A 26154-nucleotide genomic window follows, 5' to 3' on the forward strand; every position below is an offset into this window, starting at 1 on the left:
GGACGGAACGCCTCCCCGGGGCCGGTAGCGTATGCGCGAACAGCACACACCGCCGGACCACCCATGGGTGCGGTCGGGACAGACGGAGAGGGCTGGATTAGCTATGGAAGAGCCGCGTCGCCTCGGCGGCCGGTACGAGCTGGGCCCGGTGCTCGGCCGTGGTGGCATGGCCGAGGTGTACCTCGCCCAGGACACCCGGCTCGGCCGCACCGTCGCCGTGAAGACGCTGCGGGCCGACCTGGCCCGCGATCCGTCCTTCCAGGCCCGGTTCCGCCGTGAGGCACAGTCCGCCGCCTCGCTGAACCACCCGGCGATCGTCGCGGTCTACGACACCGGCGAGGACTACGTCGACCAGGTCTCCATCCCGTACATCGTGATGGAGTACGTCGACGGGTCGACCCTGCGTGAGCTGCTGCACTCCGGGCGCAAGCTGCTGCCCGAGCGCACGCTCGAGATGACGGTCGGCATCCTCCAGGCGCTGGAGTACTCGCACCGCGCCGGCATCGTGCACCGTGACATCAAGCCGGCGAACGTCATGCTGACGCGCACCGGCCAGGTCAAGGTCATGGACTTCGGCATCGCGCGCGCCATGGGCGACGCGGGCATGACCATGACGCAGACCGCCGCGGTGATCGGCACGGCCCAGTACCTCTCCCCGGAGCAGGCCAAGGGCGAGCAGGTCGACGCCCGCTCCGACCTGTACTCCACGGGCTGCCTGCTCTACGAGCTCCTGACCGTCCGGCCCCCGTTCCTCGGCGACTCCCCGGTCGCGGTCGCGTACCAGCACGTCCGCGAGGAGCCGCAGCCGCCGAGCAACTTCGACCCCGAGATCACGCCCGAGATGGACGCCATCGTCCTGAAGGCGCTGGTCAAGGACCCCGACTACCGCTACCAGTCCGCCGACGAGATGCGCGCGGACATCGAGGCCTGCCTCGACGGTCAGCCGGTCGCGGCCGCCGCCGCGATGGGCATGGGGATGGGCATGGCGGGCGCGCCCGCGTACGGCGGGGGCTACGGCTATCCGCCGGAGGACCAGCCGACGACGGCGCTGCGCCAGGCCGACCCGGCCGGCCAGACGTCGATGATGCCGCCGATCAACCCGGACGACGGCGGCTACGGCTACGGCTACGACGACCGTCCTGACCGGCGCCGCGGCGGTGGCCAGAAGAAGTCGAACACCTCGACGATCCTCCTGGTCCTCGCCGGCATCCTGGTGCTCGTCGGCGCGATCTTCATCGGTGTCTCGATCTTCGACAAGAAGGAGGGGCCGCAGCAGGTCAAGGTCCCTCAGCTGGTCGGCCAGACGATGGAAGGGGCGCAGGGCCTCGCGCGCAACACCCAGGTGAAGGTCGCGCAGTCCGGCACCGAGCGCTGCGACCAGCCCAAGAACTCCATCTGCCGCCAGGATCCGGTCGCGGACGGCACCGCGACGATGGCCACCGGCGGCACGATCCAGGTGTTCCTCTCCGAGGGCGCCCCGCTCATCGAGGTCCCGGACGTCGTCGAGCAGTCCCAGGACCGGGCCGAGCAGAGCCTCAAGGACAAGGGCTTCAAGGTCAAGGTCGAGCAGGAGGAGTCCGAGGAGGACCCCGGCACGGTTCTGAAGCAGAACCCGGACGGCGGCACCAAGGCGGAGAAGAACTCCGAGATCACGATCACGGTCGCGAAGAAGCAGCTGTCCGAGCTGCCCAGCTTCAAGGGCCGTAACTACGACCAGGCCGTCCAGCAGCTGAACGCGATCGGCTTCACGAACGTGACCCAGGAGCCGGTCGACTCGAACGAGCCCGCGGGCACGGTCGTCGACCAGACCCCGCAGGGCCCGTCGAACCAGCCGAAGGACGTCCAGGTCGTGCTGAAGGTGTCCAAGGGTCCGCAGCAGACCCAGGTGCAGATCCCGGCCGACATCGGCGGCAAGAAGTTCAAGGACGTCAAGGCGCAGCTGGAGGGCCTGGGCCTGGTGGTGGTCCAGCAGGGCTCCGACAAGGAGGACGCCACCGTGGTCAACTCGGTCCCGGCGGCGGGGTCGACGGTCAACACCGGTGAGACCGTCAACGTCTTCACCATGGGTGGCGGCGGGGACAACAACGGCAACCCCGGCGGCGGCGGCTTCTTCGGCTGACGCCCGGCCGTAACCGGCACGCACAAGGGGAGAGCCCCGGCATCCGTACAGGATGCCGGGGCTCTTTCGTGTTCCTGGGCTTCAGCGCAGTTCCGCCGGAGGGGTGCGGTCGCGGTCGACCTTCTCCGTGCGTTCCAGTTCGCCCCAGACGATGTACCGGTAGTCGGAGGTGTACATCGGGGTGCAGGTGGTCAGCGTGATGTAGCGGCCGGGCTTGGTCCTGCCGGACTCCTCCGGGACGGGCTGGAGGACGTCCACGTTGTACTTCGTGGTCTCGGGAAGGGTCTTGTAGACCTTGTAGACGTACCAGGTGTCCTTGGTCTCGAAGACGATCGCGTCCCCGGTCTTCACCTTGTGGATGTTGTGGAACTTGGCCCCGTGCCCGTCCCGGTGGGCGGCGAGCGTGAAGTTGCCCTTCTCGTCCTGCGGCAGCGCGGACTTGATCGGGTCGGTGTAGTAGCCGGCGACGCCGTGGTTGAGGACGTCGGTGCCGGTGCCCTTCTTCACCAGGACCTCGCCGTTCTGCATGGCGGGTACGTGGAGGAAGCCGATGCCGTCCTTGGTGTCGAGCGCCCCGGGGCTCTGGTCGGCCCAGTGGTCGCGGACCTGGGCGCCGTCCTTGTCGGCGGCGCGGTCGGCGAGGACGTTGGTCCACCACAGGGAGTAGACGACGAAGAGGCCGAGCACCAGGCCCGCCGTGATGAGGAGTTCGCCGAAGAGGCTGATGATCCCGGCGATCCGGTTGCGCGCGCGTGCCACTAGGTCGTCCCGTCGTCCCGTCCGGAGGTGTGGGGGCTCAGCCTACGAGCGCTTCCGGCTTTCCCTTGCTGCGCGGGCGTTCGTCGACCAGCTTGCCCCACACGATCATGCGGTACGTGCTGGTGAACTCCGGCGTGCAGGTGGTCAGCGTGATGTACCGGCCGGGGCCCTTGAAGCCGGACTGCTTCGGCACGGGTTCGATCACCGAGACGTTGGAGGGCGAGGTCTGCGGCAGGACGCTGGCCATCTCGTACGTGTAGTACGCGTTCTGGGTCTCGACGACGATCGGGTCCCCGGGCTTCAGCTGGTTGATGTACCGGAACGGCTCGCCGTGGGTGTTGCGGTGGCCCGCCACCGCGAAGTTGCCCTGCTTGTCGGCCGGCATGGCCGTCTTGAGCTTGCCCTCGCCGTAGTGGCCGACCATGCCCTTGTCGAGGACGTCGGTCTTGCTGATGCCCTCGGCGATGGGGACGACGACGTCCAGCTTGGGGATGTACATGATGGCGAAGCCCTTGCCGGGCTCGAAGGCCCCGGGCTCGTTGTCGTCGCCGCCGCCCTTGGCCCAGGTGTCCTCGATCTGCGCCTTCGCCCGGTCCGTCTCCTGGCCGGCCCGGACGTTCGTCCACCACAGCTGGTAGGTGACGAAGAGCAGCATGACGACGCCGAAGGTGATGAAGACCTCCCCGACGACGCGGCTGGCGACGACGCCGGCGCTGTCCTTGGCGGCGCGGGCGGCCCGCCGGGCCTCGACGCGGGAGAGCGGCCGGCCTTCGGGGGCGGCCGACGCGGAGGCCGAGGGGGCGGCGCCGCGGGTCCTGCCCCGGCCGCCCTTGGCGGCGCGACGGCGCTCGGCCCGGCCCGGCCCCGCGGGCGGTTCGGAAATCGGCTCGGAGACCTCTTCCAGGGCCCGCAGGGGCATCGTCTCGTCCGCCGGGGCCTGCGTGGCCTGTTGGGCCTCGTACGGCCCGTACGAGGGCTCGTAGGGGTGGTCCTGGGCGACGCCCGCGGGAGATGCGGGCTCCTCGTACGCGTACGGCTCGGCCGGCGGCGCGTACGAGTCGGCGGGCGCGTACGAGTCGGCGGGCGCGTACGAGTCGGCGGGCGCGTACGGCTCGGCAGGTACGTACTGCTCGATCGGTGCGTACGCGTCGCCGGGTACGTACGCGTCGCCGGGTACGTAGGGTTCAGCGGGCGCGTACGGTTCGGCGGTCGTCGCGTACGGGTCCTCGGGTATCGGCTCGGGCTGCGGCCCGTTCGTCGCCCGGAACCACGGCGAGCCCGTCGTCACGCGACGGCCTTGCCCACCACCGGAGCGAGTCCCGCCGACCGGCCCACCGCCCCCTTGTCGCCGCACTGCTCCAGCCAGTTGGCCAGCATCAGGTGCCCGTGCTCGGTGAGGACCGACTCGGGGTGGAACTGCACGCCCTCGACCGGGAGTTCCCGGTGGCGCAGCCCCATGATGATGCCGTCCTCGGTCCGCGCCGTGACCTCGAGCTCGGCCGGCACGGTGGCGGGCTCGGCGGCCAGCGAGTGGTAGCGGGTCGCGGTGAACGGCGAGGGCAGCCCGGCGAAGACGCCCTGGCCCTCGTGCGTGACGAGCGAGGTCTTGCCGTGCAGCAGCTCGGGCGCGCGGTCGACGACGCCGCCGTACGCCACGGCCATCGACTGCATGCCGAGGCAGACGCCGAAGACGGGCACACCGGTGTCGGCGCAGTGCCGGACCATGTCGATGCAGACCCCGGCCTGCTCGGGCGCGCCGGGCCCCGGGGACAGCAGGACGCCGTCGAAGCCGTCCTGGGCGTGGCTCAGCTCGACCTCGTCGTTGCGGAGGACTTCGCACTCGGCGCCGAGCTGGTAGAGGTACTGAACGAGGTTGAAGACGAAGCTGTCGTAGTTGTCGACGACGAGAATTCGCGCGCTCACTGGCCGTCCACCGTCACATCGTTGAACGGAAGCAGTGGCTCCGCCCAGGGGAACACGTACTGGAAGAGGACGTAGACGACCGCGAGGACCAGCACGATCGAGAGCAGCGCCCGCACCCACGCGTTGCCCGGCAGATGCCGCCAGATCCAGCCGTACATGACGTCGACCGCCCCTTCCGTTCGTTACGGGGACCAGAGTACGGGGCGAGGGGGCCGTGGGGGGTCAGCTGTCCAAAGCCTGTGGACGGCCGTCGGTCGCCGGGCGGGTGGCGTCGAGGTGCGCCCAGACGACCAGCCGGTGGCTGCTGCCCCACTCGGGGTCGCAGGTGGTGAGGGTGAGGTAGCGGCCGGGCCCGTCGAAGCCCGACTTCCGCGGGACGGGGTCGACGACGGCGGTGTCGGTGGGGACGGTCCGGTAGGGGCCGCGGTCGATCCGGTACGTGAACCAGGTGGTCCCGTCGGTGAGGACGATCGCGTCGCCGGGGCGCAGCCGGGGGAAGTCCTTGAAGGGGTCGCCGTGGGTCCGGCGGTGGCCGGCGACGGCGAAGTTCCCGGTGCCGCCGAGCGCGGCGGTGCGGGTGTAGTGCCCGAGGCCCTCCTTCAGGACGTCGGGCCCGGTGCCTTCGAGGACGGGCCACTTCCAGTCCCGGCCGAGCCGGGGGACGTACATCACGGCGATGCCCTTGCCGGTGGCGTACGGCGCCGGTACGCGCGCGGGGGCGGGTGCGGCGGCGACGGGCGTGCCGGCCCACTCCCGCTGGAGGGTGTCGATCTGGGCGGCGCTGGCGCTGTCGGCCTGGATGCCGGTCCAGTACAGGAGGTACGCGACGAAGAGGACGACGAGGGCGCCGGCGGTGATGCACAGCTCGCTGAGGCTCCGTACGACCAGTCGTACCGTCACGGCCCCGGCTCCCCCCGGTCGGCACGCCGGCGGGGTCGCCCCTCAGCTCACCGGCTTCGCGTAGTGGAGGTCCACTGTGCCCGAGTAGCCGGGAAGAGTCACCGCCCTGTGCTCGTCGACTTTCCAGCCGAGCCCGTAGGCCTTGACGTACAGCTGGTAGTTCTGGAGCGCGGGGGAGCCGGCCAGGGCCTTCGTCAGCTTCCCCCGGTCACCGACAGCGGTGATCCTGTACGGCGGCGAGTAGACGCGGCCCTGGAGGATCAGGGTGTTGCCGACGCAGCGCACGGCGCTGGTCGAGATGAGCCGCTGGTCCATGACGCGGATGCCTTCGGCGCCGCCCTGCCACAGGGCGTTGACGACGGCCTGGAGGTCCTGCTGGTGGATGACCAGGTCGTTGGCCTGCGGTTCGGGGTAGCCGGGGGCGGCCTGGGCGTTCGGCGGGGCGTCGTCGAGGGTGACGGTGAGGCCCGAGCCGGAGACCTCGGTGGTTCCCGCGTCCGCTTCGAGCGCGTCGAGTTTCTCGTCCTCCGCGCGCGTGGAGCCGTCGTCGCGGGCGGCGAGGGAGTCGACCTTGGCGCGGAGGGCGGCGGTGGACTCGTCGAGGCCGGCGTTCTTGTGGCTGCGCTCCTCGATGAGGTCGGACAGCCTGAGGAGCGAGGCGTCCGTACGGAGGTTGGTGCCCTTGGCGGTGTTGAAGCTGGTGACGAAGATCAGTCCGGCGAGGGCGAAAACGGCAAGGGTGAGCACTCGGACGGGGCGCCACCTCGTGGTGCGGCCCGGCCCTTCGGGAGTGTCGGCGGAATTGCTCAACGTACCCTGATCCCCTTCGGTGCCGCGGAACCACTACGCTAACGGACGCCTGGGGGACGCAGTCGTCCTCCTTCGTCACATCCCGGCGCCAGCCACAGTTCCCTGCGCGGTCACGCAGCGCATCGACAGGAGAGTCCCTCGTGCCGAAGTCACGGATCCGCAAGAAGGCCGACTTCACGCCTCCGCCCGCCAAGCAGGCCACCAATATCAAGCTGACCAACCGCAGCTGGGTGGCACCCGTGATGCTGGCGCTGTTCGCCATCGGGCTGGTGTGGATCGTGGTCTTCTACGTCACCGACGGCTCCATGCCGGTCGAGTCCATCCGGAACTGGAACATCGTGGTGGGCTTCGGCTTCATCGCGGCCGGCTTCGGCGTCTCCACGCAGTGGAAGTAGCGGGACGAGCCGCGGTCCGGGCGATCTAGCGGTCGCACGGGTCGCTCGTCAAGCTCTCCCCCGAGCTTATCCACAGCGTTGTACACAGCACTGGATAACTTACGAAGATCTGTGGATAACTCGCACGGGGTTGACGCCGGTATGACCGGAATCACCCCCTGTGAAATGGGCAACGCCCCTCGCCTCCCTGGAGAAACACCAGGTCAGAGGCGAGGGGCGTAGTCTTTCCCCACAGAGCGGGGAGGATCCGCCACGCACTGTGGATAACTCTGGGGAAAGCTCACAGAAGAGCTCTTTCGCAGTGCTGTGTGCTCAGTTGAGCGCGGCCGAACGGGCGAGCACGATCCCCAGGTCGATCAGGAGCACCAGGGCACAGGCCCCGTACTGCACGAGGTCCCGCCGGGCCCGGGGCGCGTGCACCATCGCGTACGTCACGAGGACGCCGGCGACCAGACCGCCGATGTGCGCCTGCCAGGAGATCCCCGGACGGGTGAACGTGATGAGCAGGTTCAGCGCCACGAACAGGACCGCCGGCCGCATGTCCTGCCGCCTGCGCCGGGCCAGCACGATCCAGGCGCCGATCAGGCCGTAGACGATGCCGGAGGCGCCGAGCGAGAACTGGTTCTGCGGGGAGAGCAGATACGCGAGCGCCGAACCGGAGAGCCCGGAGAGCAGACAGAGGGCCGCGTACCGGATCCTCCCCAGCTCGGGTTCGACGATCCCGCCGATCATCCACAGGCCCAGCATGTTGAAGAGGAAGTGCGGGATCTCCTGATGGAGGAAGGCGGAGGTCAGCAGGCGGTACCACTCGCCGTCCGCGACCCCGACCAGCTCACCGCTCGGCAGATAGGCGCCGCCGATGAGCGCGAGGTCGTCGAGGAGCCGGTCGCCGACCACCTGGACGGCGATGAACAGCGCCAGGTTGATCGCGACGAGGATCTTGGTGATGAGACGCCCGTCGGACGCCACCCGGCCGCCGGCGAGCGTCCGGGGCTGGTTGGCGTCGGCGGCGTGGCCGGTCCCCGAGCCCTTGCGCACGCACTCGGGGCACTGGAAGCCGACGGAGGCGGAGATCATGCACTGCGGGCAGATGGGCCTCTCGCAGCGGGCGCAGCGGATGCCGGTCTCGGCCTCCGGGTGGCGGTAGCAGCGCAGCAGACCGGGCTGCGTGTCCATGGGAGGTCCCGTCCCTTCCGCCTCAGCGCTTCTCGATCACCACGGACTCGACGACCACGTCCTGGAGCGGACGCTCGGTGCGGGGGTCGGTCGCGGTGGTCGCGATCGCGTCCACGACCTTCCGGCTCTCCCCGTCCACGACCTCGCCGAAGATGGTGTGCTTGCGGTTCAGCCAGGTCGCGGCGCCCACGGTGACGAAGAACTGCGAGCCGTTCGTGCCCGGGCCCGCGTTGGCCATGGCCAGCAGGTAGGGGCGGTCGAAGAAGAGCTCCGGGTGGAACTCGTCGGCGAACTCGTAGCCGGGTCCGCCCGTGCCGTTCCCCAGCGGGTCGCCGCCCTGGATCATGAAGCCCTTGATGACCCGGTGGAAGACCGTTCCGTCGTAGAGCGGGTCCGAGGAGACCGTGCCGGTGGCGGGGTGCGTCCACTCACGCTCGCCCGAGGCGAGTTCGACGAAGTTCCGGACCGTCTTCGGGGCGTGGAACGGCATCAGCCGCACCTCGATGTCGCCCAGGCTCGTCTTGAGGATCGCGTACAGCTGCTCGGCCACGGTCGCCTTCCGTCCACGTCATGTCGCGTCATGTCACGTCTGTCTCTGGCGTGTCCGATCCTCGCATGCCCCGGATGCCAGCCCCGCATGCCGGACCTCGCTCCGGGGGGCATGATTCCGAAAAGGATGGAAAGGTGAAAAACCGACATCGCCACCGAGGAGGAGGAATCCTGTGACCCGCATGGACAGCGTGCGCGCCGCGACAGGTTCGGCGAAGGAGAGCGTCCTGCACGCCGCGGAAGTGGTGGCGCCGTACGCCGAAACGGCCAAGGACCAGGCCACGCATTACGCGCACGAGGCGCGGGTGGTGATCGGCCCGAAGCTCTCGAAGGCCGCTCAGCAGGCCCGTACGCAGGCTCGCTCGCAGTACGACTGCTATGTCGCACCGCACGTACCGCCACGGGTCGACGCGGCCGCACACCGTGCGGCGGTCCAGACCCGCCGGGCCGCCCGTCAGGCGGCCGACTACACCGTTCCGCGCGTCGAGAGCGCGGTCGCCGCGACCGGTCCTGTCTTCGAGGAGGCCGGGTCGCGTTCCACTGCCGCCTGGGCCGCGCTGCGCGGTCAGGTGACACCGAAGGAAATCAACAAGATCGTGAAGAAGCACGAGCGTCGGGCCAGGGCCGGACGCCTCGCCAAGGGACTCGTCGTCCTCGGCGTCCTGGTCGGCGGCGCGTTCGCCGCCTGGAAGTGGTGGGACAAGCAGGCCAATCCCGACTGGCTGGTCGAACCTCCCGCTCCCACCGAGATGGACGAGGAGTCCGCTCTGCCGTCCGTCGACGACAGTGGGTCTTCCCGCGATCCGGAGGTGGAGGCCAAGGAGACCGAGGCCGAGGCCACGGAGCGCGACGAGCGTCGCTGACCTACCAGGTTCTGCGTACTGCGAGTGATGGCCGTCTGTGCCGGTCGTACGAACAGGCCGTAGGAGCAGGCCGTAGGTGCCGGCCGTACGAACAGGCCGTCTGTGCCGGTCGTACGAACAGGCCGTACGAGCAGGCCGTAGGTGCCGGCCGTATGTGCAGGTCGTACGAGTGCGGTGCGGGGGTGCGGGGAGTACGCGTCGTCGTCTCCCCGCGCCCTACGCCGCAGCGGCGAGCGCCAGCTCGGTCAGCGCGGCCGGGTCGCTCTCGGTCGCGGTCGCGCCGGTCGCCGACGAGCGCTGACGCGCGGCGGGCGAGGAACCGTGGGCCTCGGCGGCGATGCGCTGCTTGATGGTGGGCGGCAGGGAGCGGTCCCCGACGAGCGGCCACCGGTGCGCCCGCTGTGCCGGTACGGAGGCGGTGGCGCGCTCCCCGGTGGTGGCGGCGCGGACGGCGGCGGCGGGCGCGGCCGGCTCCTCGGGCTGCTGGACGGCGGGCTGCCCGGCCGCGGCGGCGGTGTTCGCCAGGCCGACGGAGGCGAGCAGGGCGAAGAGGACGGAGATGAAGGCGGTCCAGAACTGCTTGACCTTGGCGGTGGCCATGACCCCTCACTTTCGTGGCGTTCTCAGATGGTTCATTTCGGTTTGCGCGCTTTACGTACTTTCCTCATGATGTGGATGCGCTTCGGATTTCCATGGACCGACGCCGCCGCCGCGCAGTTCTTCCGATGAACACCACCCGTCCGGCCCAGTGCCGGGCATCGGCTTCTCCAGCGGGAGTCCAGACGGCCTCCAGACGTCGCGTAGACGCTGGCAGGGCCCCGGGGGTCCGCCCCGGTGCTGCGCACGTGCGAGACGACGGCGGTGAGAGGCATGGCTTTGGGGCCCGAGGCATTCCGCGACTTCTTCGGATCCGTACCGGCGGCCGTCGCGGTGGTGACCACGGCCGGCCCTGACGGCAGACCACTCGGCTTCACCTGCACCGCGTTCAGCGCGGTCTCCCTCGACCCGCCCCAGCTGCTGGTCTGCGTGGACGAGGGCTCCCGCACGCTGCCCGCGGTGCTCGGCGCGCAGGCCTTCGCGCTGCATCTGCTGGACGCCGAGGGGGGCGAGGAGCTCGCGCGCACCTTCGCGGGTCGCTCGGACCGGAAGTTCGACGGCGTGGCGTGGCGGCGCGGTGAGTCCGTGCCCGCGTGCCCGGTGCTGCTCGACGGGGTGTTGGGCCACGCGGAGTGCACGCTGGAACGGAGCCTGGTCGCCGGTGACCACCGGCTGCTGATCGGCCGCATGGAGCGGGTGCTGTTACGCGAGGAGGCCCGCCCGCTGCTGTACCGGCGGGGGGCCTTCGCCGCGTGGGACTCCTTGCCGGCCGCGGCCACACCGGCGCAGATCGCCGCGGGCGCGTGACCGGGCGGCGGCGGGTTCCCCGCCCGGGTGCGGCGGGTGGGGAACCCGCCGGACGCTCAGGCGTGGCGGGTGGAGAACCCGCCGGACGCTCAGGCGTGGCGGGTGGAGAACCCGCCGGACGCTCAGGCGTGGCAGGTGGGCAGGCCGCCGTGGTAGTCGATCATGCGGGCGAAGAGCTCGCTCATGTCCACGCGGGAACCGCGGGGCTCGCCCTGTTTCTCGGCGTACGCGCGGAAGAGGTTGGGGACGAGCCGCTCGGCGTCGAGCCAGCGCCCGTACTCGCCCAGGTCGGTACGGCGGGCCAGTTCGACCGGGTCGAGGGACTCGGCGAGACCCTGCTCGGCGAGGTCCTGGAGCAGGCGCAGATAGCCCTCGGTCTCGTCGAACACGCCGGGGCCCGCGACCGGGCCGTGGCCGGTGACGACCACCTCCGGGGCGAGGGCGCGCATCGTGTCCAGGGCTTCGAGGGAGCCGGCGACCGAGCCCATGGGGCAGAACGGCGTCACTCCGTTCATCACCAGGTCGCCGGTGAACAGCACCCGTTCGGCCGGCAGCCAGAGCACCGTGTCGTTGCTGGTGTGCGCCGGGCCCAGGTGCAGCAGCTCGGCCGTCTTCTCGCCGATGTGCAGGGTGAGCCGGTCGCGGAAGGTCAGCGCCGGCGGGACGAGGCGCAGGTCGCCCCATTCGACGTCCGGCCACAGGCCCGTCAGGTGCAGGCCCGCCTCGGTCATCTCCGTACGGGTGCGCTCGTGGCCGACGACGAGGGACTCCGGGAAGACGAAGTTGCCGAAGGTGTGGTCGCCGTGGAAGTGGGTGTTGACCAGGACCTGCGGGACGGCCGGGGCGACCCGGAGCACCGCCTCGCGCAGGGCCCTGGCGCGCGCCTCGGTGGCCGCGGTGTCCACGAGCGCGGCGCGGTCGCCCGAGACGACGAGACCGGCGTTGTTCAGGCACCAGCCCCCGTCCGGCTGGACGTGGGCGAACACCCCGTCGGCGACCTCCGTCAGCTCGGTCGGGACGGTGCCGGCGGTGATTCCGGTCATGTGGGTCTCCTCCTCGACATCATGGAACTGGCTCATCGTCGGCTGAGCGGCTGGAGCCCCGCTCGAACCCGCTCGCGCTGACCACGCCGACCACGGTTCCGTCGGGCAGGGTGTGGGTGGCGGTCCTCAGGGTGCCGGCGGCCACACCGGGTAGCGCGGGCCGGCCGGCCGGGTCCGCCGGGTCGAGGCCGAGGGTGCGGGGCGGGTGCCGCAGCCCGGTGCCCAGCGCCTTGGTGTAGGCCTCCTTGAGGGTCCACAGGCGCAGCAGCTCCGCGTCGCGCGCCGTGCCGCGCAGCCCTCGTGCGTCGAGTCCGGCCCGTTCATGGGGTGTGCACATCCGGTGCTCCAGTACGGACATGCGGCGGCCGGGCCGTTCCGCGTCCACGCCGACCCGGCCGCCGCGGACGACCGCGACGGCCAGCAGGGAGCCGGTGTGGCTGAGGCTGAAGTCCAGCTCCGGCAGGTCGGGGGCGTAGGGGCGGCCCAGCGCGGTGCGGGCGAGCGCGATCCCGTCGGGGTCGCGGCCCGCGAGCGCGCCGAGTGTGGTGCGCAGCAGCAGCCTGGAGGCCTGGAAGCGGCGTCGCAGCCGGTCGTCGCGCAGGCCTCGCAGGCGGGCGGTGTCCCCGGGATGCGGCGGGCCGCCGCGGGATTCGGCGGCCCGTGCCCATTCCTCGACGGTGCCGTGCACCAGCAGCGGCCGCCCGGGACGGGGAGCGGGGCCGGGGTCCGGGCCCCGTGGTGTCCGCACGGCGGCGCGGGCGGTCAGGCCAGCTGGTCGTGGGTGATCTGGCGGGAGCGGGTCCGTACCCCCTCGTCGGTGACGACCAGGACGTCGTGGACGACGCAGCTGGGCGTGATCTCGGGCTTCCCGCCGGGGCGGACGGTGACGACGAGGGCGTACACGGTGGAGCGCAGCGAGCCGTCGCTCTGCGGCTCCAGGGCGATGTGGTTGAACCAGTGGCGGCGCTGGACCGGGTCGCCCTCGAAGCGCTTGTGGAACTCCACCAGTTCGGCGACGATCCCGGCCTGGCCCACCGCCGGCCGGGCGCCGGGGGAGTGCTGGAAGGTGCCGTCCTCGGTGAAGGTGGCCGCGTAGTCGGCGAAGTGGCCCCCGTCGAGGGCCTGCATCTGGTGGGCGTAGAAGTGCTGGACCTGGGCGTAGACATCGGTACGGACGGCGGTGTCGGTCACCGGTTCCTCCAGAGCGCGAGACGGTCGATGGCGTCACCCTCGCCCGGCGGGCTCGAAGGGGGCTCCACTGCGGCTTGAGCCGGGCGGGCTCGAAGGGGGCTCCACTGCGGCTTGAGCCGGGCCGACGAACCTCGCTCCGTCACGACGCGTCGCCACCGAGCCGACACAGGAGCCGGGCATGCTTTTCGAGGACGATTTCCACGAGGACTGGGCCGCTCCGGGTCGGGCGGCCCGCTGGCGGCTGCGGCCGCTGCCGTGGCTCGCGCAGGGAGACGCCCGGGTGCGGACGCCCGGCGACGGCGACGGGCTGTGCGTGGCGTCGGGGTACGGCACGGGGCACGGGGAGCGGCCCGCGTTCACCCGGGCGCCGGCCGGGCAGCAGGAGCCGCATCTGCGGTGGGCCGCGTTCGCGGAGCCGGAGGCGCGCGGGCCCGGGCCGTTCCGGGCGGAGGCGGACCTGTCGGCGCGGGTGCTGTCGGCGGACCGGCACCCGGAGGGGGACGGCCCGGCGTGCGCGATGGCCGCGCTGATCTGCGTGGACATGGTCTCGGGCCTGGCCTTCGACTTCGCGCTGACGAACGGGTTCGTGTGGGCGCTGTACGAGCGGCTGCCACGCCCCGGCGCGGCGCACGGCTCGTTCGCGTACGCCGTTCCGGTGGCGCCCCGCACTCCCGAGGCATGGCATCGGTGTGCGGTCGAGGTGGACGCGTCGGCGGGGCGGGCCCGCTGGCTGCTCGCGGGCGAGGAGGTGTTCGCGGTGGACCGTACGGGCCTGGAGCTCGACGCCCGGTACGGGCGCCACCTGGAGCGTTCCACGCCGGGTCCCCGTGCCGAGGTGGCCCCGGACCGGCTGACCGTCGGCCTCGGGCTGCTCGCCACGGCGGCGTACGGCCAGGGGGTGCGCCTGCGAGCCCGCCGCGTGGCGCTGGCGGCGGGCTCGCAGGGCCATGACGCGCCCTGACCCCGGGCGCGGCGGTCAGCCGGCCTCGGCCGCTTCGGCGGCGTCCGCCGTCTGCGCCGCACCGGACGCCTCGGCCGCGTGGCGCAGGGTCGTCAGGCTGTTGCGGCCGAGGGCTTCGCGCACGTACGTACGGGCATCGGCGAGTGTGGCGTCGGGGCCGAGCACCTCGGTGATGCCCGTCGGATCGACGGCGACCGTGTGACGTGCGGTCGCCACCGCCCCCTGGGGGGTCTGCGCGAACGTCCACTCGCCGCTGTGGCCGGACAGCAGCCGGGGGGTGCGCTGCTGCTTGTACGCGATCCACTCCGGCGCGCGGCATATCCGCGCCGAGCGCGTGGTGTGGGCCGAGCCGTCGGCCGTGACGGTGTCCATCTCCAGCCACTGCAGGCCCGGTTCGGGCTCGGTCAGTGTGACGCGGGCGACGTGCGGCAGCAGCTCCGCCCAGCGTTCGGCGCGCTCGACGAAGGTGTAGGCGTCGCGGGCCGCGCCGGTGAGCGGAATCGTGTCCGTGAACGAGAAGACCAGGTCGTCCACGGGGTGGCCGGTCTCCGCGAGCGCCGCGAGGGCTCCCAGTTCGCGGGCGCTGTTGCGGTCGAGGGCCTCCTCGATCCGGGCCGCGGCGGCCGGGTCGTCGCCGGCGACCGTGAACCGGTGGCGCAGCACGATCTCGGTGCGGCCGTCGGCCAGCGGCCGGAAGAGCCAGCCGCCGGACATGGACGTGACGGGCGGCCTGCTGTGCTCCTGGCGGAAGGACACGTACAGCCGCCGCGGGTCGAGGACGCGGCGCGAGCGCCAGTGCGCGATCTCGCCGTTCACCTCGGCCCAGATCTCGAACCGTTCGGTCCGTCCGTCCCGGGCGAGGTGCCGCACGTGCACGGTCGGCTCGAACACGGCGGGCCACCGCGTCACGTCGGCGACGAGGGCGTACAGCGTCTCGGCGGGCGCGGCCACCGTCACGGAGTGCTCACTGCGGTGGACGGTCGGGGTGGGGAGGGCGGCGGTGCGGGCCATGGGGCGTACTCCTTGGGCGGGGGATTCGTGCGGGGACGGCGCTGGGGATGCCCCGGGGGCACCTCACGCACGGGTGGTGCGGGCCGTGCCCCCGGGGCCGGCCGACCGGCCGACCGGTGGTGAGGTCGCGTCAGGCGGCCCGCACCTCGGAACCGTTGACGAGGTCGAGCAGGAGGCGCGGGGTGAGCGCCTCGTTGACGTCGTCGTCGTCGAGGGTGATGCCGAACTCCCGCTCGATGCGGGAGGCGCTCTCCATGAGGGCCAGGGAGTCGTAGCCGAGGTCCTCGAAGGTGGTGTCGAGGATGTCGCCGGAGAGGTCGGCGCTGTCGTCCTCTCCGGCGCAGGCGACGAGGATGGTGCGCAGTGCGTCGAGGGTCAGCGGTGCCATCGTGGGTCTCCTTGGGTTCAGGGTCGGTGGGTGGTGAGGACGACGGCCGAGTTGAAGCCGTGTCGGCCTCGGGCCAGGACCAGGGCGGTGCTCAGGGCTGCCTCGCGGGGCTGCCCGGTCACCAGGTCGAGCCGGTAGGCGTCGGGCACCCGCGCGGTCCGGCCGGTCGCGGGGATCACCTGGTCGCGCAGGGCGAACAGAGCGGCCACGAGATCGGTGGGGCCGCCGCCCGCGCACAGGCGCCCGGTGAGGGCCTTGGGAGCGGTCACGGGAACGCCGTGCGGCCCGAAGAGCCGGCCGATCGCCTCGGCCTCGGCCCGGTCGAGGTCCGGGACGCCCGCGCCGTCGGCGAACACGACGGAGACATCGGCGGGCGTCAGACCCGCCTGCGCGAGGGCGAGTTCGGCGGCGCGGCCGAGGGCGGGCGGCCGGCCGGAGCCGGGCGCCGGGTCGAAGGTCGCGGCATAGCCGGCGATCTCGCCGTAGATCCGCTCGACGCCGCGCTCGCGCGCCGAGTCGGCGTCCTCGACGATGAGCACGGCGCCGCCCTCGCCGGGCACGTGGCCGGAGGCTTCGGCGTCGAAGGGCAGGTAGGCGCGCTCCGGGTCGGCGACCGTGCTGACCAGGCCGCCGGCGAGCTGGGAGGCGTAGCCCCAGGGGTCGAGCGCGGAGTCGACGCCGCCGGTGAGCACCAGCCGGGTGCCGCGGCGGACCGTTCGGCAGGCGTGGCCGATCGCGTCGAGGCCGCCGGCCTGCTCGCCCACCAGCGCGGCGCTGGGACCGCGCATGGTGTTGCGGATGGAGATCTGGCCGGTGTTGACGGCGTAGAACCAGGCGAACGACTCGTACACGCTGACGTACTCGGGTCCCTGGCTCCACAGCTTGTGGAACTCCCGGTGGGTGAAGTCGAAGCCGCCCTGCGCGGTGGAGGTGACGACGCCGAGGTCGTAGTCCTCGAAGCCGGCGTCGGGGCCCACGCCCGCGTCGGAGAGCGCCCAGTCCGCGGCGACGAGCGCGTAACGGGTGGACACGTCGGTCTGCGGCAGCAGCCGGCCGGGCAGATGCTCGGAGGCCTCGAAGTCGTCGATCTGGCCCGCCAGCCGGGACGGGTAGCGGGAGGCGTCGAACCGGGACAGCTCGGCGATGCCGTTCTCGCCGGTCAGCAGGGCCTTCCAGTAGCGCTCGGTGCCGATGCCGCCGGGCGCGGTGACGCCGAGACCGGTGACGACGACCCTCTTGTGGCCGGAGGCGCCGGCCGGGGCGCTCGACGGCGTGCTCATGCGGCCACCTCCGGGCGGTGCAGGACCATCGCGCTCTGGAAGCCGCCGAAGCCGCTGCCCACCGTGAGGACGGTGTCGACGCGCAGTTCACGCGCGGTGAGCGGCACGTAGTCCAGGTCGCACTCGGGGTCGGGGGTGTGCAGGTTCGCCGTCGGCGGGACGACGTTGTGCTCGATCGCCAGGATCGAGGCGGCGATCTCGATGGAGCCGATCGCGCCGAGCGAGTGGCCCACCATGGACTTGATGGAGCTGACGGGCACCGCGTACGCGTGGTCGCCGAGGCTGCGCTTGAACGCGGCCGTCTCGTGGCGGTCGTTCTGCTTCGTGCCGGAGCCGTGCGCGTTGACGTAGTCGACGGCGGTGCGGTCGAGACGGGCCTCGTCGAGGGCCGCCCGAATGGACTCGGCCATCTCGCGGCCGTCCTTCTTCAGACCCGTCATGTGGTACGCGTTGCAGCGCGTGGCATAGCCGCCGACCTCGGCGTAGATGTGTGCCCCGCGCCGCTTGGCGGACTCGTACTCCTCCAGGACGAACATGGCGGCGCCCTCGGCGAGGACGAAGCCGTTGCGGGTGCCGTCGAAGGGCCGGGAGGCGTGCTCCGGGTCGTCGTTGCGCGGAGTCGTCGCCTTGATGGCGTCGAAGCAGGCGACGACGATCGGGGAGACGGGGGTGTCGGCCGCACCCGCGACCGCCACGTCCACACTGCCCTCGCGGATCAGCTGGACGGCGTAGCCGACCGAGTCCAGACCCGAGGTGCAGCCGTCGGACACCATGGTGACCGGGCCCTCGGCGCCGGCCGCCCAGGCGACCTCGGCGGGCATGACCCCCGGGCTGAGGTAGTCGAACATGTACGGCGACAGGTGCGCCGGGTCCACCAGCCACTCACGGCCGGCGTCCGCCATCACGAGGTACTCGTTCTCCAGGCTGGTCGCCGAGGCGACCGCGCTGCCCAGGGCGACACCGATCCGCGAGGGATCGAGCGCGCCCTTCTCCAGGCCGCTGTCGGCGAGCGCCTCCCGGGTGCAGGCGACGGCGAACTGGGTGGCGCGGTCCATGCGCCGGACCTCGCGCGGCGAGAAGCCCTCGGCCCGCGCGTCGAAGTCGACCTCGCCGGCGATCCGGGACCGGAACGGGGCGGCGTCGAAGAAGCTGATGGGCCGGGTGGCCGTGCGGCCCGAGGTGAGCAGGTCCCAGAACTCCTTCGTCCCCGAGCCGCCAGGGGCGCGCACCCCGACCCCGGTGATCACTACGCGTCGGGTCACCGTCGTCCTCCTGTGCTGCTGGGCATCGCGTGGGGCTCCTTTCGCCCGCCGTACCTCTCTGACACAGCGGCACACTCCCCCGCCCGGCTCGAGAGCTGCTCGCGGGCCGATGGTGCGCTCGCGGGCGCCCGCGAGCCGCCTTCCAGCCCCGCTCAAGGGGCCGCGACCACGCTCTCGGGTGGGCGGCAGGACGCCCCGCACACCCACCCCGCACCCGCCCGAGGGACCCAAGGGAGACGAGCAGGATGACGACGCAGACAGCCACGGACACGGCCGAGGCCAACGCTCCGGCGAAGCCGGTGGCGCTGGTGACCGGCGCCACCAGCGGCATCGGTCTGGCGATCGCCCGGCGGCTCGCCGCCCTCGGCGCGCGCACCTTCCTGTGCGCCCGGGACGAGGCGCGACTCGCGGAGACGGTCAAGGAGCTCCAGGCCGAGGGCCTCGACGTGGACGGCACGGTCTGCGACGTGGCGGACCCGGCGCAGATCCGCGCCTACGTGGCGGCGGCGGTCCAGCGCTACGGCACGGTCGACATCCTGGTGAACAACGCCGGCCGCAGCGGCGGCGGCGCCACCGCCGAGATCCCCGACGAGCTGTGGCTCGACGTCATCAACACCAACCTGACGAGCGTCTTCCTCATGACGAAGGAGGTGCTGGGCGCCGGTGGGATGCTGGCCAAGAAGCGCGGCCGGATCATCAACATCGCGTCCACGGGCGGCAAGCAGGGCGTGGTGCACGCGGTGCCGTACTCGGCGTCCAAGCACGGCGTCGTCGGTCTGACCAAGGCCCTCGGCCTGGAGCTGGCCCGCACCGGCATCACCGTGAACGCCGTGTGCCCCGGCTTCGTGGAGACCCCGATGGCCGAGAAGGTGCGCGAGCACTACGCCGGCATCTGGCAGGTGTCCGAGCAGGAGACCTTCGACCGCATCACCGCCCGGGTTCCGATGGGCCGGTACGTCGAGACCCGCGAGGTCGCCGCGATGGTCGAGTACCTGGTGGCGGACGACGCGGCGGCGGTCACCGCGCAGGCGCTCAACGTCTGCGGTGGGCTGGGCAACTACTGATGGCCGCCGAAGCTCCCACGACACAGGACACGGCGCCCGCCCCGGCCGCACGGGTGGCACCCGTGGCGTCCGCGGCACCCGTCGCGCTGGTCACCGGCTCCTCCTCCGGCATCGGGCGGACCGTCGCCCAGCGGCTGGCCGCCGCGGGCTACCGCGTGGTCGTCAACTCCGCCCGCTCCGTGGAGGAGGGCGAGAAGACGGCCGCCGCCCTGCCCGACGCCCTCTACGTCCGGGCGGACGTCGCCGACGAGGCGGACGCGCGCCGCCTGGTCGACACGGCCGTCGCGCACTACGGCCGGCTGGACGTCCTGGTCAACAACGCCGGACGCACCCGCGCCATCCCGCACGCCGACCTGTCCGCCGCCACGCCCGAGGTGTGGCGGGAGATCCTCGGACTCAACGTGATCGGGACCTGGCAGACCACCGTCGCCGCGATGCCGCACCTTTCCCGCTCGGGCGCCGGCGCCGTGGTCAACGTGTCCTCCATCGCGGGCAGCCGCCCGGCCGGCAGCTCGATCCCCTACGCCGTGAGCAAGGCGGCCATCGAGCACATGACCCGGCTCCTCGCGAACACGGTGGGTCCGGCCGTCCGGGTCAACGCGGTCGCGCCCGGGCTGATCGAGACGCCCTGGACACAGAACAGCGACTTCTTCGCGCCGATCGCCGAGCACGTGCGGCAGACCACTCCGCTGCGCCGCACGGGCCGGCCGGAGGACGTCGCGGAAGCCGTCCTGGGGCTGCTCCGCGCCACGTACACCACCGGGCAGGTCCTGCTGGTGGACGGTGGCGCCCACCTGCTCTGAACCGTCCACCCCCGTCTCTCCGAGGAGTTCCACCGTGCGGCTCGCCGTGAACCTCGTCCACCAAGGTGCCGGTGAACTCGCCCGCGCCGCCGAACGGCTGGGCTACGCCGCCGCGCTGGCCCCCGAGGGCTACCGCTCCGACGCGGCCAGTGTGCTGGGCCTCGTGGCGGGGGTGACCGAACGCATCGCCCTGATCTCGGGCGTGATGCAGATCCCCGGCCGCCCGCCGGCCATGGCCGCCCTGACCGCCGCCACGCTCGACTCGCTGAGCGGCGGCCGCTTCCGGCTCGGCCTCGGAGTGTCCAACCCCGATGTGTCGGTGGGCTGGTACGGCGTCGAGTTCACCCGGCCGCTCGAACGCACCCGGGAGTACGTCGACATCGTCCGCCGCGCCCTGGACGGCGGGCCCGTCACCCACCGGGGCACCCACTTCGAGGTCGGCGGGCCCGCCCCCCTACACCTGCTGACCGAACGGCCCCCCGGCCGGCTGCCGGTGCTGCTCGCGGCGGTCGGCCCGCGCAACCTCCAACTCGCGGGCGAGATCGCGGACGGCTGGCTCGGGGTCTTCACCTCACCGGAGGCCGTCGCCGGAGCCGTCACGGAGATCCGCAAGGGCCGGGGCACGGACGACCTGAGCGGGTTCGAGGTGCTGCCCAGCCTGCCCACCGCCGTCGCGGACACCGCGGAACAGGCGGCGGACGCGCTGCGCGGCCAGTACGTCTACCTCATGGGCATCGGCGACCCCGAGCGCAACTTCTACTGCGCGATGGCCCGTTCGATGGGATACGAGGCCGAGGTCACCGCCTTCCTCGACCGGCTCGCGACGGGCGACCGCGCGGGCGCCGGCGCGGTGCTCCCGCTCGGCTTCATCGACCGCACGGCGCTGATCGGCCCCGTCGACCGGATCGCGGACCGGATGCGCGCCTACGCGGACGCGGGCGTGACCACCCTCGGAGTCATGGTCTCGGCCGCCGCGACCGGCCTGGAGGGCCGTCTGGCCATCGTCGAAGCGGCCGCCCGGGCCCTGGAACGATCCGGCACGGCCACCGGCTGACTCCGGCCTGTTTCACGTGGAACAGGACCGTCGGCCGCTGCCGTGTTTCACGTGAAACAGGAGCGCCCCTGACCTGGCCGTTTCACGTGAAACGAGTTCCCCGCCCCGGACTTGGCCCGTTTCACGTGAAACGGGCCCCCGCCCCGGACCTGGCCCGTTTCACGTGAAACAGGGCCGCCCACGTCGTCCCCTGTCCCCGCCCGGCTCACCGCACGGAGAACGCCATGACGATCCTCTTCCACGACGACTTCACCGAAGGGCTGCGGGTGCGCACCCCGGAAGCCCGACCCGACGGCCCCTGGTCGCTGCGGCCCGCCGGCGCGCTGACGGCCGGGGACGGGATCACGCGCGGCACGGACGCCGGCCTCGTGGTGGAGCCGACCGGGACGGCCCCCGGCACCGGGCACCCGGCCTTCGTGGTGCCGCCCGGCAGCGAGCCCCTCGACCATCTGCGCTGGGCCGCCTTCGGTCCCGCGTGCCCGACCGGCGGCGCCACGCTGACCGTGTCCGCGACGCTCTCGGCCGAGCCGCTGGGGGAGGCGGCGGACGACATACGGGACGGGGCGGGCGCCCTCGTCGTACTGGACCGTGACGCCGGTCTGATCCTGGACTTCGCGCTGACGGGCGGCCGGGTGTGGGCGCTGTACGGTCGCGTGCCCGGCCCGGACGGCACACGGGGCGGCTTCTCGTACAGCGTGCCGCTCGCCCCGCGCGGCCCCCTGGACACGCACCGCTGCGCGATCGCGGTGGACACGGCGGCGGCCGTGGCCCGCTGGTACCTCGACGGCATTGAGGTGTTCTCCGTGGAACGCCTCGGCCAGGGCCTGCCGGAGGAGGTACGACCGGACTCGGTGACCCCGGGCCCGCTCGGCTCCGTGCGGCCCACGACGCTCGTGCCCGGACTGGCGATGATCTGCGACCGTCCGCACGGACAGGGGCTGCGTCTCACCGTGGGCGCGCTGTCGGTCGCCGACGGGGTGGCGTCGTGACGCACATCGAGGACGCGGCCGGCTTCCACTCCTGGTTCGCCGGCCGAGGCGCCGCCCACCGGTACCGCATCACCCCGACCCCGCTGCACGAGCTGGACGGCTGGTACACCGACCCCGCCACGGGCGACGTCCGGCACCGCAGCGGCCGGTTCTTCTCGATCGAGGGCCTGCGGTTCGAGCCGGCCGCACCGGGCGCACCGGCCTGGACGCAGCCCATCATCCGGCAGCCGGAGACCGGCATCCTCGGCGTGCTGCTCAAGCGGTTCGACGGGATCCCCCATCTGCTGATGCAGGCCAAGATGGAGCCGGGCAACATCACCACGCTCCAGCTCTCGCCGACCGTGCAGGCCACCTTCAGCAACTACACGCGAGTGCACCGGGGCGCCGCCGTCCGCTACATCGACCATTTCCTCACCCCGGGCGCCGCGGACCGGGTGCACTACGACGCCCTGCAGAGCGAGCAGGGCTCGTGGTTCCTGGGCAAGCGCAACCGCAACATCGTCGTCGAGACGACCGCCGACGTCCCCGTCCACGAGGACTTCTGCTGGGTGCCGCGCCCGGTGATGGCGGAGCTGCTGCGGGTCGACAACCTCGTCAACATGGACTCCCGCACGGTACTCGCGGGACTGCCCGACGACGTGCCCGGCGACGGCTCCGGCGAGACTCCGCTCTCCGGGCGGGCGCCGGAGAAGCCGCTGCACGACACCGCGGCGCTGCTGCACTGGTTCACCGAGGCCAAGGTGCGTCACCGCCCCGAACGTACGACGATCCCGCTGAGCCGGGTCGACGGCTGGCACCGCGACGGCGAGCGCGGCGAGATCTCCCACGAGGCGGGCCGGTACTTCCGGATCATCGGCGTCGACGTCGAGGCCGACAGCCGCGAGGTGCCCTCCTGGTCCCAGCCGATGCTGGCACCGGCAGGACGCGGGGTCATCGCCTTCGTGAGCAAGGAGATCCACGGGGAGCGCCATCTGCTGGTGCAGGCCCGCGCGGAGGCGGGAACCTTCGACGTCGCCGAGATCGGGCCCAGCGTGCAGTGCAACCCGGGCAATCTCACCGAGTCCGCGCCACGGCCGCCGTACCTGGACGCGGTGCTGGCCGCCCGTCCCGAGCAGGTGCTGTTCGACACCGTGCACTCCGAGGAGGGCGGCCGGTTCTACCACGCGGAGAACCGCTACCTGGTGGTCGACGGGACCGACGTCCCCCTCGACGTCCCCGAGGACCACACATGGATGACGGTCCGCCAGCTCACCCGTGCCGGCCGGATCGGCAACCTCGTCGACGTCGAGGCCCGCACCCTCCTGGCCTGCGTCCGTACGCTGCCCGGCCACGGGGCGTCCCGGTGAGCGCGCTGAGGATCGGTGTGGTGGGCTGTGCCGACATCGCGCTGCGCCGCATGCTGCCCGCGTTCGCGGCCTCCCCCCACACGGTCGTGACGGCGATCGCCAGCCGCACCGCCGACAAGGCCCGGGCCGCCGCCGACACCTTCGGCTGCGCGGCCGTCGTGGGGTACGACGCACTGCTCGAACGGTCCGACGTGGACGCCGTGTACGTACCGCTGCCGGTCGCCCTGCACGCCCGGTGGACCGAGCGCGCGCTGCGCGCGGGCAAGCACGTCCTGGCCGAGAAGCCGCTCACCGCGCGGGCCGACGACACCGCCCGGCTGCTCGGCCTCGCCCGCGAGCACGGTGTCGTCCTCGCCGAGAACTACCTGTTCGTCCACCACAGCGCGTACACGGCCGTACGGGAGCTGGTGGCCGAGGGGGCGATCGGCGGCGTACGGGCGCTGCACGCCTCGTTCACGATCCCGCCGCGCCCCGCCGACGACATCCGCTACCGCGCCGACCTGGACGGCGGGGCCCTCCTCGACATCGGCGTGTACCCGGTCCGGCTGGCCTCCCTGCTGCTCGGTCCCGCACTGCGCGTGCACGGCGCCGTCCTGCGCCACGACACCGCGCGCGGCGTCGACCTCGGCGGCGGCGCGCTGCTCGGCGATCCCGTCACGGGGGCGAGCGCCCAGCTGGTCTTCGGCATGGAGCACGGATACACGGCGGGCTGGCGGCTGCTCGGCAGCGAGGGCAGCCTGACCCTCGACCGCGCCTACTCCCCTCCGGCGGAGCACTGCCCGGTGCTGCGGATCGAGCGTGCGGGCGGCGTCGAGGAACGCGTCCTGCCCGCGCACGACCAGGCGACCGCCGCGGTCGCCGCCTTCGCCGCGTCCGTACGGCACCGAAGCACGCACGACGCGACCGGCACGGCCGGCACGGGCGACGAGGGCGACACGGCCGACGCGGGCGCCGCGGCAGCCGTGCTGCGCCAGGCCCGGCTGGTGGACGAGATCCGCAGGACCGCGCACGTCGTGAAGGTCTGAGCGGAGGAACGGACGACGGACATGGACATCCGAGAGATCCGGCAGGTCCCGGGCTCCTATGTGATCACCCCGCACCAGTGGCCCGACCCGCGCGGCACGTTCTTCGAGTCGCTCCGCACCGACCTGGTGAGCGAGGCCGTCGGGCGCCCCTTCGAGGTGCGGCAGATCAACTACTCGACCTCGCGCCGCAACACCCTGCGCGGCATCCACGGCGTGCTCATCCCGCCCGGTCAGGCGAAGTACGTCAGCTGCGTGCGCGGCGCGCTGCGCGACATGGTGGTGGACCTGCGGGTCGGCTCGCCGACCTTCGGGCAGAGCGCGAGCACCCTGCTCACCCCCGAGAACGGGGTGGCCGTGCACGTCACCGAAGGTCTCGGCCACGGCTTCCTCGCCCTCACCGACGACACCTGCATCTCCTACGCCCTGTCGACCGCGCACGTCCCCGGCACCCAGTTCGAGATCGACCCGCTCGACCCCGAACTGGCGCTGCCCTGGGGCCACGAGGAACCGCCCCTGCTGTCCGAGAAGGACGCCCGGGCACCGTCGCTGCGCACCGCTCTGGAGCGCGGCATCCTCCCGCACTGGCCCGGCACCGTGCCCTCCGGGGCCCACCCGAAGAACGGGACACCATGAAGCTGCTGTTTCTCGCGCCGGTCGTCGGCACCCACGGCGAGGTCACCACCGGTCTGGGCCTGGCCCGGCTCCTGGCACCCGCCGGCATCACCGCCCACTTCGTGGTGGACACCCACAACGCACCCCAGCTCGAAGCGGCCGGCGTGCCCGGCACCGTCATCGACGCGTCGATGGGTGCGGGTGTCCGCGCGGTCGTCGAGGACGCCGTACGGACCGAGCGGCCCGACGTGATCGTGCTCAGCGACTACCTCTCGTACTGGCTGATGATGCACCGCGTCTACCGCACCGACCCCTGGTTCGTGGAGCGGCTCGGCGTCCCGGTGATCCCGCTCGACCTGTACGAGTGGGAGAACACGGACTTCCGCATCGACCACTTCGGGCTGGGCCTGGAGGTGGACCGGCGGATCCTCGACATGCCGGTAGCGCTGCGGCCCGCGCCGTGGTCCCGCCCCGACCCGGGCCCCGGCAGCCGCGCCCTGGTCTACCCGTTCATGCGTCCGCTGCCCCGCCCCGACGAGGGGGCGCGCCGCGCCGTGCGGTCCTCCCTCGGACTGCGCGAAGGGGACCGGCTGCTCTCCCTGTCCGTCTCGGGCTGGCAGCGCCACGCCCAGTCGGTCGAGGACCCGGTGACGCGCGGCCTCGCCCGGCGGGTGCCCGAGCGCGTCGCCGCCGCACTGCGCCGGCTGCCCGGCACCACCCGCTTCCTGGTCGTCGGGCCCGACCTGGACGGTCTCGAAGGGCTGCCCGACGAGCGCACCCTGCGGGTGCCGTCCTGCCCGCCCGACCGTTACCAGGACCTCCTGGACGCCTCGGACGCCGTGCTCTCGTTGCACGTGCCCGCCTCGGCACTGGTCCGCTCGGTCTTCTCGGACCTGCCCGCCGTGTACGTCGGCCACAGCGGCCCGCACGCCGAGGGGCCGGACGCCCTCGCCCCGTACAGCATGTGGCCGCTGCGCTGGAACTCCGTCGTCCGGCCGCTGCTCGCGGACAACCCGCTGACCGGGACCTTCCGGCAGGCCGAGCTCCTCGACACCGACGGGACGGTGGCGGCCGTCGACGCCGTCCTGAACGACCCGGGGGAGCGCGCCCGGCTCGCGGAGGGACGCGCCCGCTACCTGGCCGCGCTCGACGCGCTGCCCGCCGTGCCGGAGATCTTCGCGGAGGCCGTCCGCCGCCTGGGCTGAGCCAGGAGAACGGGCCCCGTGC

The 26154-nt window shown here is 72.4% G+C and carries 29 protein-coding genes; 13 read left to right on the forward strand and 16 right to left on the reverse strand.

Annotated features, from left to right (window positions below; genetic code table 11):
• Nucleotides 1-103: 103 nt before the first annotated feature.
• Entirely contained in the window at nt 104-2119 is a 2016-nt protein-coding gene (pknB, locus tag ACN9M0_RS17855; protein WP_366037012.1) for a Stk1 family PASTA domain-containing Ser/Thr kinase, read from the forward strand.
• Between the two features lie 81 nt (nt 2120-2200).
• On the opposite strand, the gene ACN9M0_RS17860 is transcribed toward pknB, so the two are convergent.
• From ACN9M0_RS17860 to ACN9M0_RS17885, 6 genes are all read right to left on the reverse strand, one after another.
• Nucleotides 2201-2878, reverse strand: a complete 678-nt coding sequence (locus tag ACN9M0_RS17860; protein ID WP_366037013.1) for a class E sortase — start codon at nt 2876-2878, stop codon at nt 2201-2203.
• Between the two features lie 37 nt (nt 2879-2915).
• Nucleotides 2916-4166: a class E sortase gene (locus tag ACN9M0_RS17865; protein ID WP_426403894.1), complete on the reverse strand. Its 1251-nt coding sequence runs from the start codon at nt 4164-4166 to the stop codon at nt 2916-2918.
• Nucleotides 4163-4801 carry an aminodeoxychorismate/anthranilate synthase component II gene (locus ACN9M0_RS17870; RefSeq protein ID WP_190106396.1) on the reverse strand — a complete coding sequence of 213 codons (639 nt, stop codon included), beginning with the start codon at nt 4799-4801 and terminating at the stop codon, nt 4163-4165. Before ACN9M0_RS17870 ends, ACN9M0_RS17865 begins: the two co-directional genes overlap by 4 nt.
• Nucleotides 4798-4959, reverse strand: coding sequence for a hypothetical protein (locus ACN9M0_RS17875; protein ID WP_017240377.1), 162 nt, complete (start codon nt 4957-4959; stop codon nt 4798-4800). The genes ACN9M0_RS17870 and ACN9M0_RS17875 overlap by 4 nt, the downstream gene beginning before the upstream one ends.
• Nucleotides 4960-5023: 64 nt before the next feature.
• Complete coding sequence (locus ACN9M0_RS17880; protein WP_426403895.1) at nt 5024-5701, reverse strand: class E sortase; 678 nt, start codon at nt 5699-5701, stop codon at nt 5024-5026.
• 42 nt (nt 5702-5743) lie between these two features.
• Nucleotides 5744-6511 (reverse strand): DUF881 domain-containing protein, encoded by a 768-nt coding sequence (locus ACN9M0_RS17885; protein ID WP_366037016.1) that lies wholly within the window; start codon nt 6509-6511, stop codon nt 5744-5746.
• Between the two features lie 140 nt (nt 6512-6651).
• Here ACN9M0_RS17885 and crgA point away from each other — a divergent pair, with 140 nt between their 5' ends.
• Nucleotides 6652-6906, forward strand: a complete 255-nt coding sequence (crgA, locus tag ACN9M0_RS17890) for a cell division protein CrgA (RefSeq protein WP_056565215.1) — start codon at nt 6652-6654, stop codon at nt 6904-6906.
• A 312-nt stretch (nt 6907-7218) separates the two neighbouring features.
• Here the strand turns inward: crgA and ACN9M0_RS17895 are convergent, their stop codons facing one another.
• Together ACN9M0_RS17895 and ACN9M0_RS17900 are read right to left on the reverse strand one after the other, a co-directional pair.
• On the reverse strand, nt 7219-8082 hold the full coding sequence (locus tag ACN9M0_RS17895; protein ID WP_366037017.1) for a rhomboid family intramembrane serine protease: 864 nt from the start codon (nt 8080-8082) through the stop codon (nt 7219-7221).
• A gap of 22 nt (nt 8083-8104) precedes the next feature.
• Nucleotides 8105-8632, reverse strand: coding sequence for a peptidylprolyl isomerase (locus tag ACN9M0_RS17900; RefSeq protein WP_399696222.1), 528 nt, complete (start codon nt 8630-8632; stop codon nt 8105-8107).
• 172 nt (nt 8633-8804) lie between these two features.
• Here ACN9M0_RS17900 and ACN9M0_RS17905 point away from each other — a divergent pair, with 172 nt between their 5' ends.
• A complete protein-coding gene (locus ACN9M0_RS17905; RefSeq protein WP_366037019.1) occupies nt 8805-9494 on the forward strand; it encodes a DUF5324 family protein in 690 nt (229 codons plus the stop codon).
• Nucleotides 9495-9710: 216 nt separating this feature from the next.
• Here ACN9M0_RS17905 and ACN9M0_RS17910 read toward each other — a convergent pair whose 3' ends face one another.
• Entirely contained in the window at nt 9711-10094 is a 384-nt protein-coding gene (locus ACN9M0_RS17910; RefSeq protein ID WP_366037020.1) for a DUF6344 domain-containing protein, read from the reverse strand.
• A 270-nt stretch (nt 10095-10364) separates the two neighbouring features.
• Between ACN9M0_RS17910 and ACN9M0_RS17915 the strand changes: the two genes are divergently transcribed.
• On the forward strand, nt 10365-10898 hold the full coding sequence (locus ACN9M0_RS17915; RefSeq protein WP_366037021.1) for a flavin reductase family protein: 534 nt from the start codon (nt 10365-10367) through the stop codon (nt 10896-10898).
• A gap of 122 nt (nt 10899-11020) precedes the next feature.
• Here ACN9M0_RS17915 and ACN9M0_RS17920 read toward each other — a convergent pair whose 3' ends face one another.
• The 3 genes from ACN9M0_RS17920 to ACN9M0_RS17930 form a co-directional block, all read right to left on the reverse strand.
• On the reverse strand, nt 11021-11941 hold the full coding sequence (locus tag ACN9M0_RS17920; RefSeq protein ID WP_366037022.1) for an MBL fold metallo-hydrolase: 921 nt from the start codon (nt 11939-11941) through the stop codon (nt 11021-11023).
• A 19-nt stretch (nt 11942-11960) separates the two neighbouring features.
• Nucleotides 11961-12629 carry a 4'-phosphopantetheinyl transferase family protein gene (locus ACN9M0_RS17925; RefSeq protein ID WP_366037023.1) on the reverse strand — a complete coding sequence of 223 codons (669 nt, stop codon included), beginning with the start codon at nt 12627-12629 and terminating at the stop codon, nt 11961-11963.
• Between the two features lie 74 nt (nt 12630-12703).
• A complete protein-coding gene (locus tag ACN9M0_RS17930; protein WP_366037024.1) occupies nt 12704-13132 on the reverse strand; it encodes a nuclear transport factor 2 family protein in 429 nt (142 codons plus the stop codon).
• Between the two features lie 178 nt (nt 13133-13310).
• On the opposite strand from ACN9M0_RS17930, the gene ACN9M0_RS17935 reads away from it, so the two are divergent.
• Nucleotides 13311-14093: a DUF6081 family protein gene (locus tag ACN9M0_RS17935; RefSeq protein WP_399696224.1), complete on the forward strand. Its 783-nt coding sequence runs from the start codon at nt 13311-13313 to the stop codon at nt 14091-14093.
• Between the two features lie 15 nt (nt 14094-14108).
• Here ACN9M0_RS17935 and ACN9M0_RS17940 read toward each other — a convergent pair whose 3' ends face one another.
• The 4 genes from ACN9M0_RS17940 to ACN9M0_RS17955 all read right to left on the reverse strand — a co-directional run bounded on the left by ACN9M0_RS17940 (nt 14109) and on the right by ACN9M0_RS17955 (nt 18034).
• Entirely contained in the window at nt 14109-15104 is a 996-nt protein-coding gene (locus ACN9M0_RS17940; protein ID WP_366037026.1) for an aromatase/cyclase, read from the reverse strand.
• 130 nt (nt 15105-15234) lie between these two features.
• A complete protein-coding gene (locus tag ACN9M0_RS17945; protein ID WP_366037027.1) occupies nt 15235-15492 on the reverse strand; it encodes an acyl carrier protein in 258 nt (85 codons plus the stop codon).
• A gap of 17 nt (nt 15493-15509) precedes the next feature.
• Nucleotides 15510-16772 carry a ketosynthase chain-length factor gene (locus ACN9M0_RS17950; RefSeq protein ID WP_366037028.1) on the reverse strand — a complete coding sequence of 421 codons (1263 nt, stop codon included), beginning with the start codon at nt 16770-16772 and terminating at the stop codon, nt 15510-15512.
• The gene (locus tag ACN9M0_RS17955; RefSeq protein ID WP_366037029.1) at nt 16769-18034 is read right to left on the reverse strand and encodes a beta-ketoacyl-[acyl-carrier-protein] synthase family protein; all 1266 of its coding nucleotides are present in this window, start codon (nt 18032-18034) and stop codon (nt 16769-16771) included. Before ACN9M0_RS17955 ends, ACN9M0_RS17950 begins: the two co-directional genes overlap by 4 nt.
• 245 nt (nt 18035-18279) lie before the next feature.
• Here ACN9M0_RS17955 and ACN9M0_RS17960 point away from each other — a divergent pair, with 245 nt between their 5' ends.
• The 8 genes from ACN9M0_RS17960 (at nt 18280) to ACN9M0_RS17995 (ending at nt 26132) form a co-directional block, all read left to right on the forward strand.
• On the forward strand, nt 18280-19098 hold the full coding sequence (locus ACN9M0_RS17960) for an SDR family NAD(P)-dependent oxidoreductase (protein WP_366037030.1): 819 nt from the start codon (nt 18280-18282) through the stop codon (nt 19096-19098).
• Between the two features lie 62 nt (nt 19099-19160).
• Entirely contained in the window at nt 19161-19901 is a 741-nt protein-coding gene (locus ACN9M0_RS17965; protein ID WP_366037031.1) for an SDR family NAD(P)-dependent oxidoreductase, read from the forward strand.
• A gap of 34 nt (nt 19902-19935) precedes the next feature.
• Complete coding sequence (locus tag ACN9M0_RS17970) at nt 19936-20955, forward strand: LLM class flavin-dependent oxidoreductase (protein ID WP_366037032.1); 1020 nt, start codon at nt 19936-19938, stop codon at nt 20953-20955.
• 224 nt (nt 20956-21179) lie between these two features.
• The gene (locus tag ACN9M0_RS17975) at nt 21180-21944 is read left to right on the forward strand and encodes a DUF6081 family protein (protein WP_426403896.1); all 765 of its coding nucleotides are present in this window, start codon (nt 21180-21182) and stop codon (nt 21942-21944) included.
• A complete protein-coding gene (locus tag ACN9M0_RS17980; RefSeq protein ID WP_426403897.1) occupies nt 21941-23290 on the forward strand; it encodes an NDP-hexose 2,3-dehydratase family protein in 1350 nt (449 codons plus the stop codon). The genes ACN9M0_RS17975 and ACN9M0_RS17980 overlap by 4 nt, the downstream gene beginning before the upstream one ends.
• On the forward strand, nt 23287-24315 hold the full coding sequence (locus ACN9M0_RS17985) for a Gfo/Idh/MocA family protein (RefSeq protein WP_426403898.1): 1029 nt from the start codon (nt 23287-23289) through the stop codon (nt 24313-24315). Before ACN9M0_RS17980 ends, ACN9M0_RS17985 begins: the two co-directional genes overlap by 4 nt.
• Nucleotides 24316-24336: 21 nt before the next feature.
• Nucleotides 24337-24948, forward strand: coding sequence for a dTDP-4-dehydrorhamnose 3,5-epimerase family protein (locus ACN9M0_RS17990; RefSeq protein WP_366037036.1), 612 nt, complete (start codon nt 24337-24339; stop codon nt 24946-24948).
• Entirely contained in the window at nt 24945-26132 is a 1188-nt protein-coding gene (locus tag ACN9M0_RS17995; RefSeq protein ID WP_426403899.1) for a DUF6365 family protein, read from the forward strand. The genes ACN9M0_RS17990 and ACN9M0_RS17995 overlap by 4 nt, the downstream gene beginning before the upstream one ends.
• The last annotated feature ends 22 nt before the right edge of the window (nt 26133-26154 follow it).

This window comes from Streptomyces sp. R-07 (assembly GCF_049913175.1).
Lineage (GTDB): Bacteria > Actinomycetota > Actinomycetes > Streptomycetales > Streptomycetaceae > Streptomyces.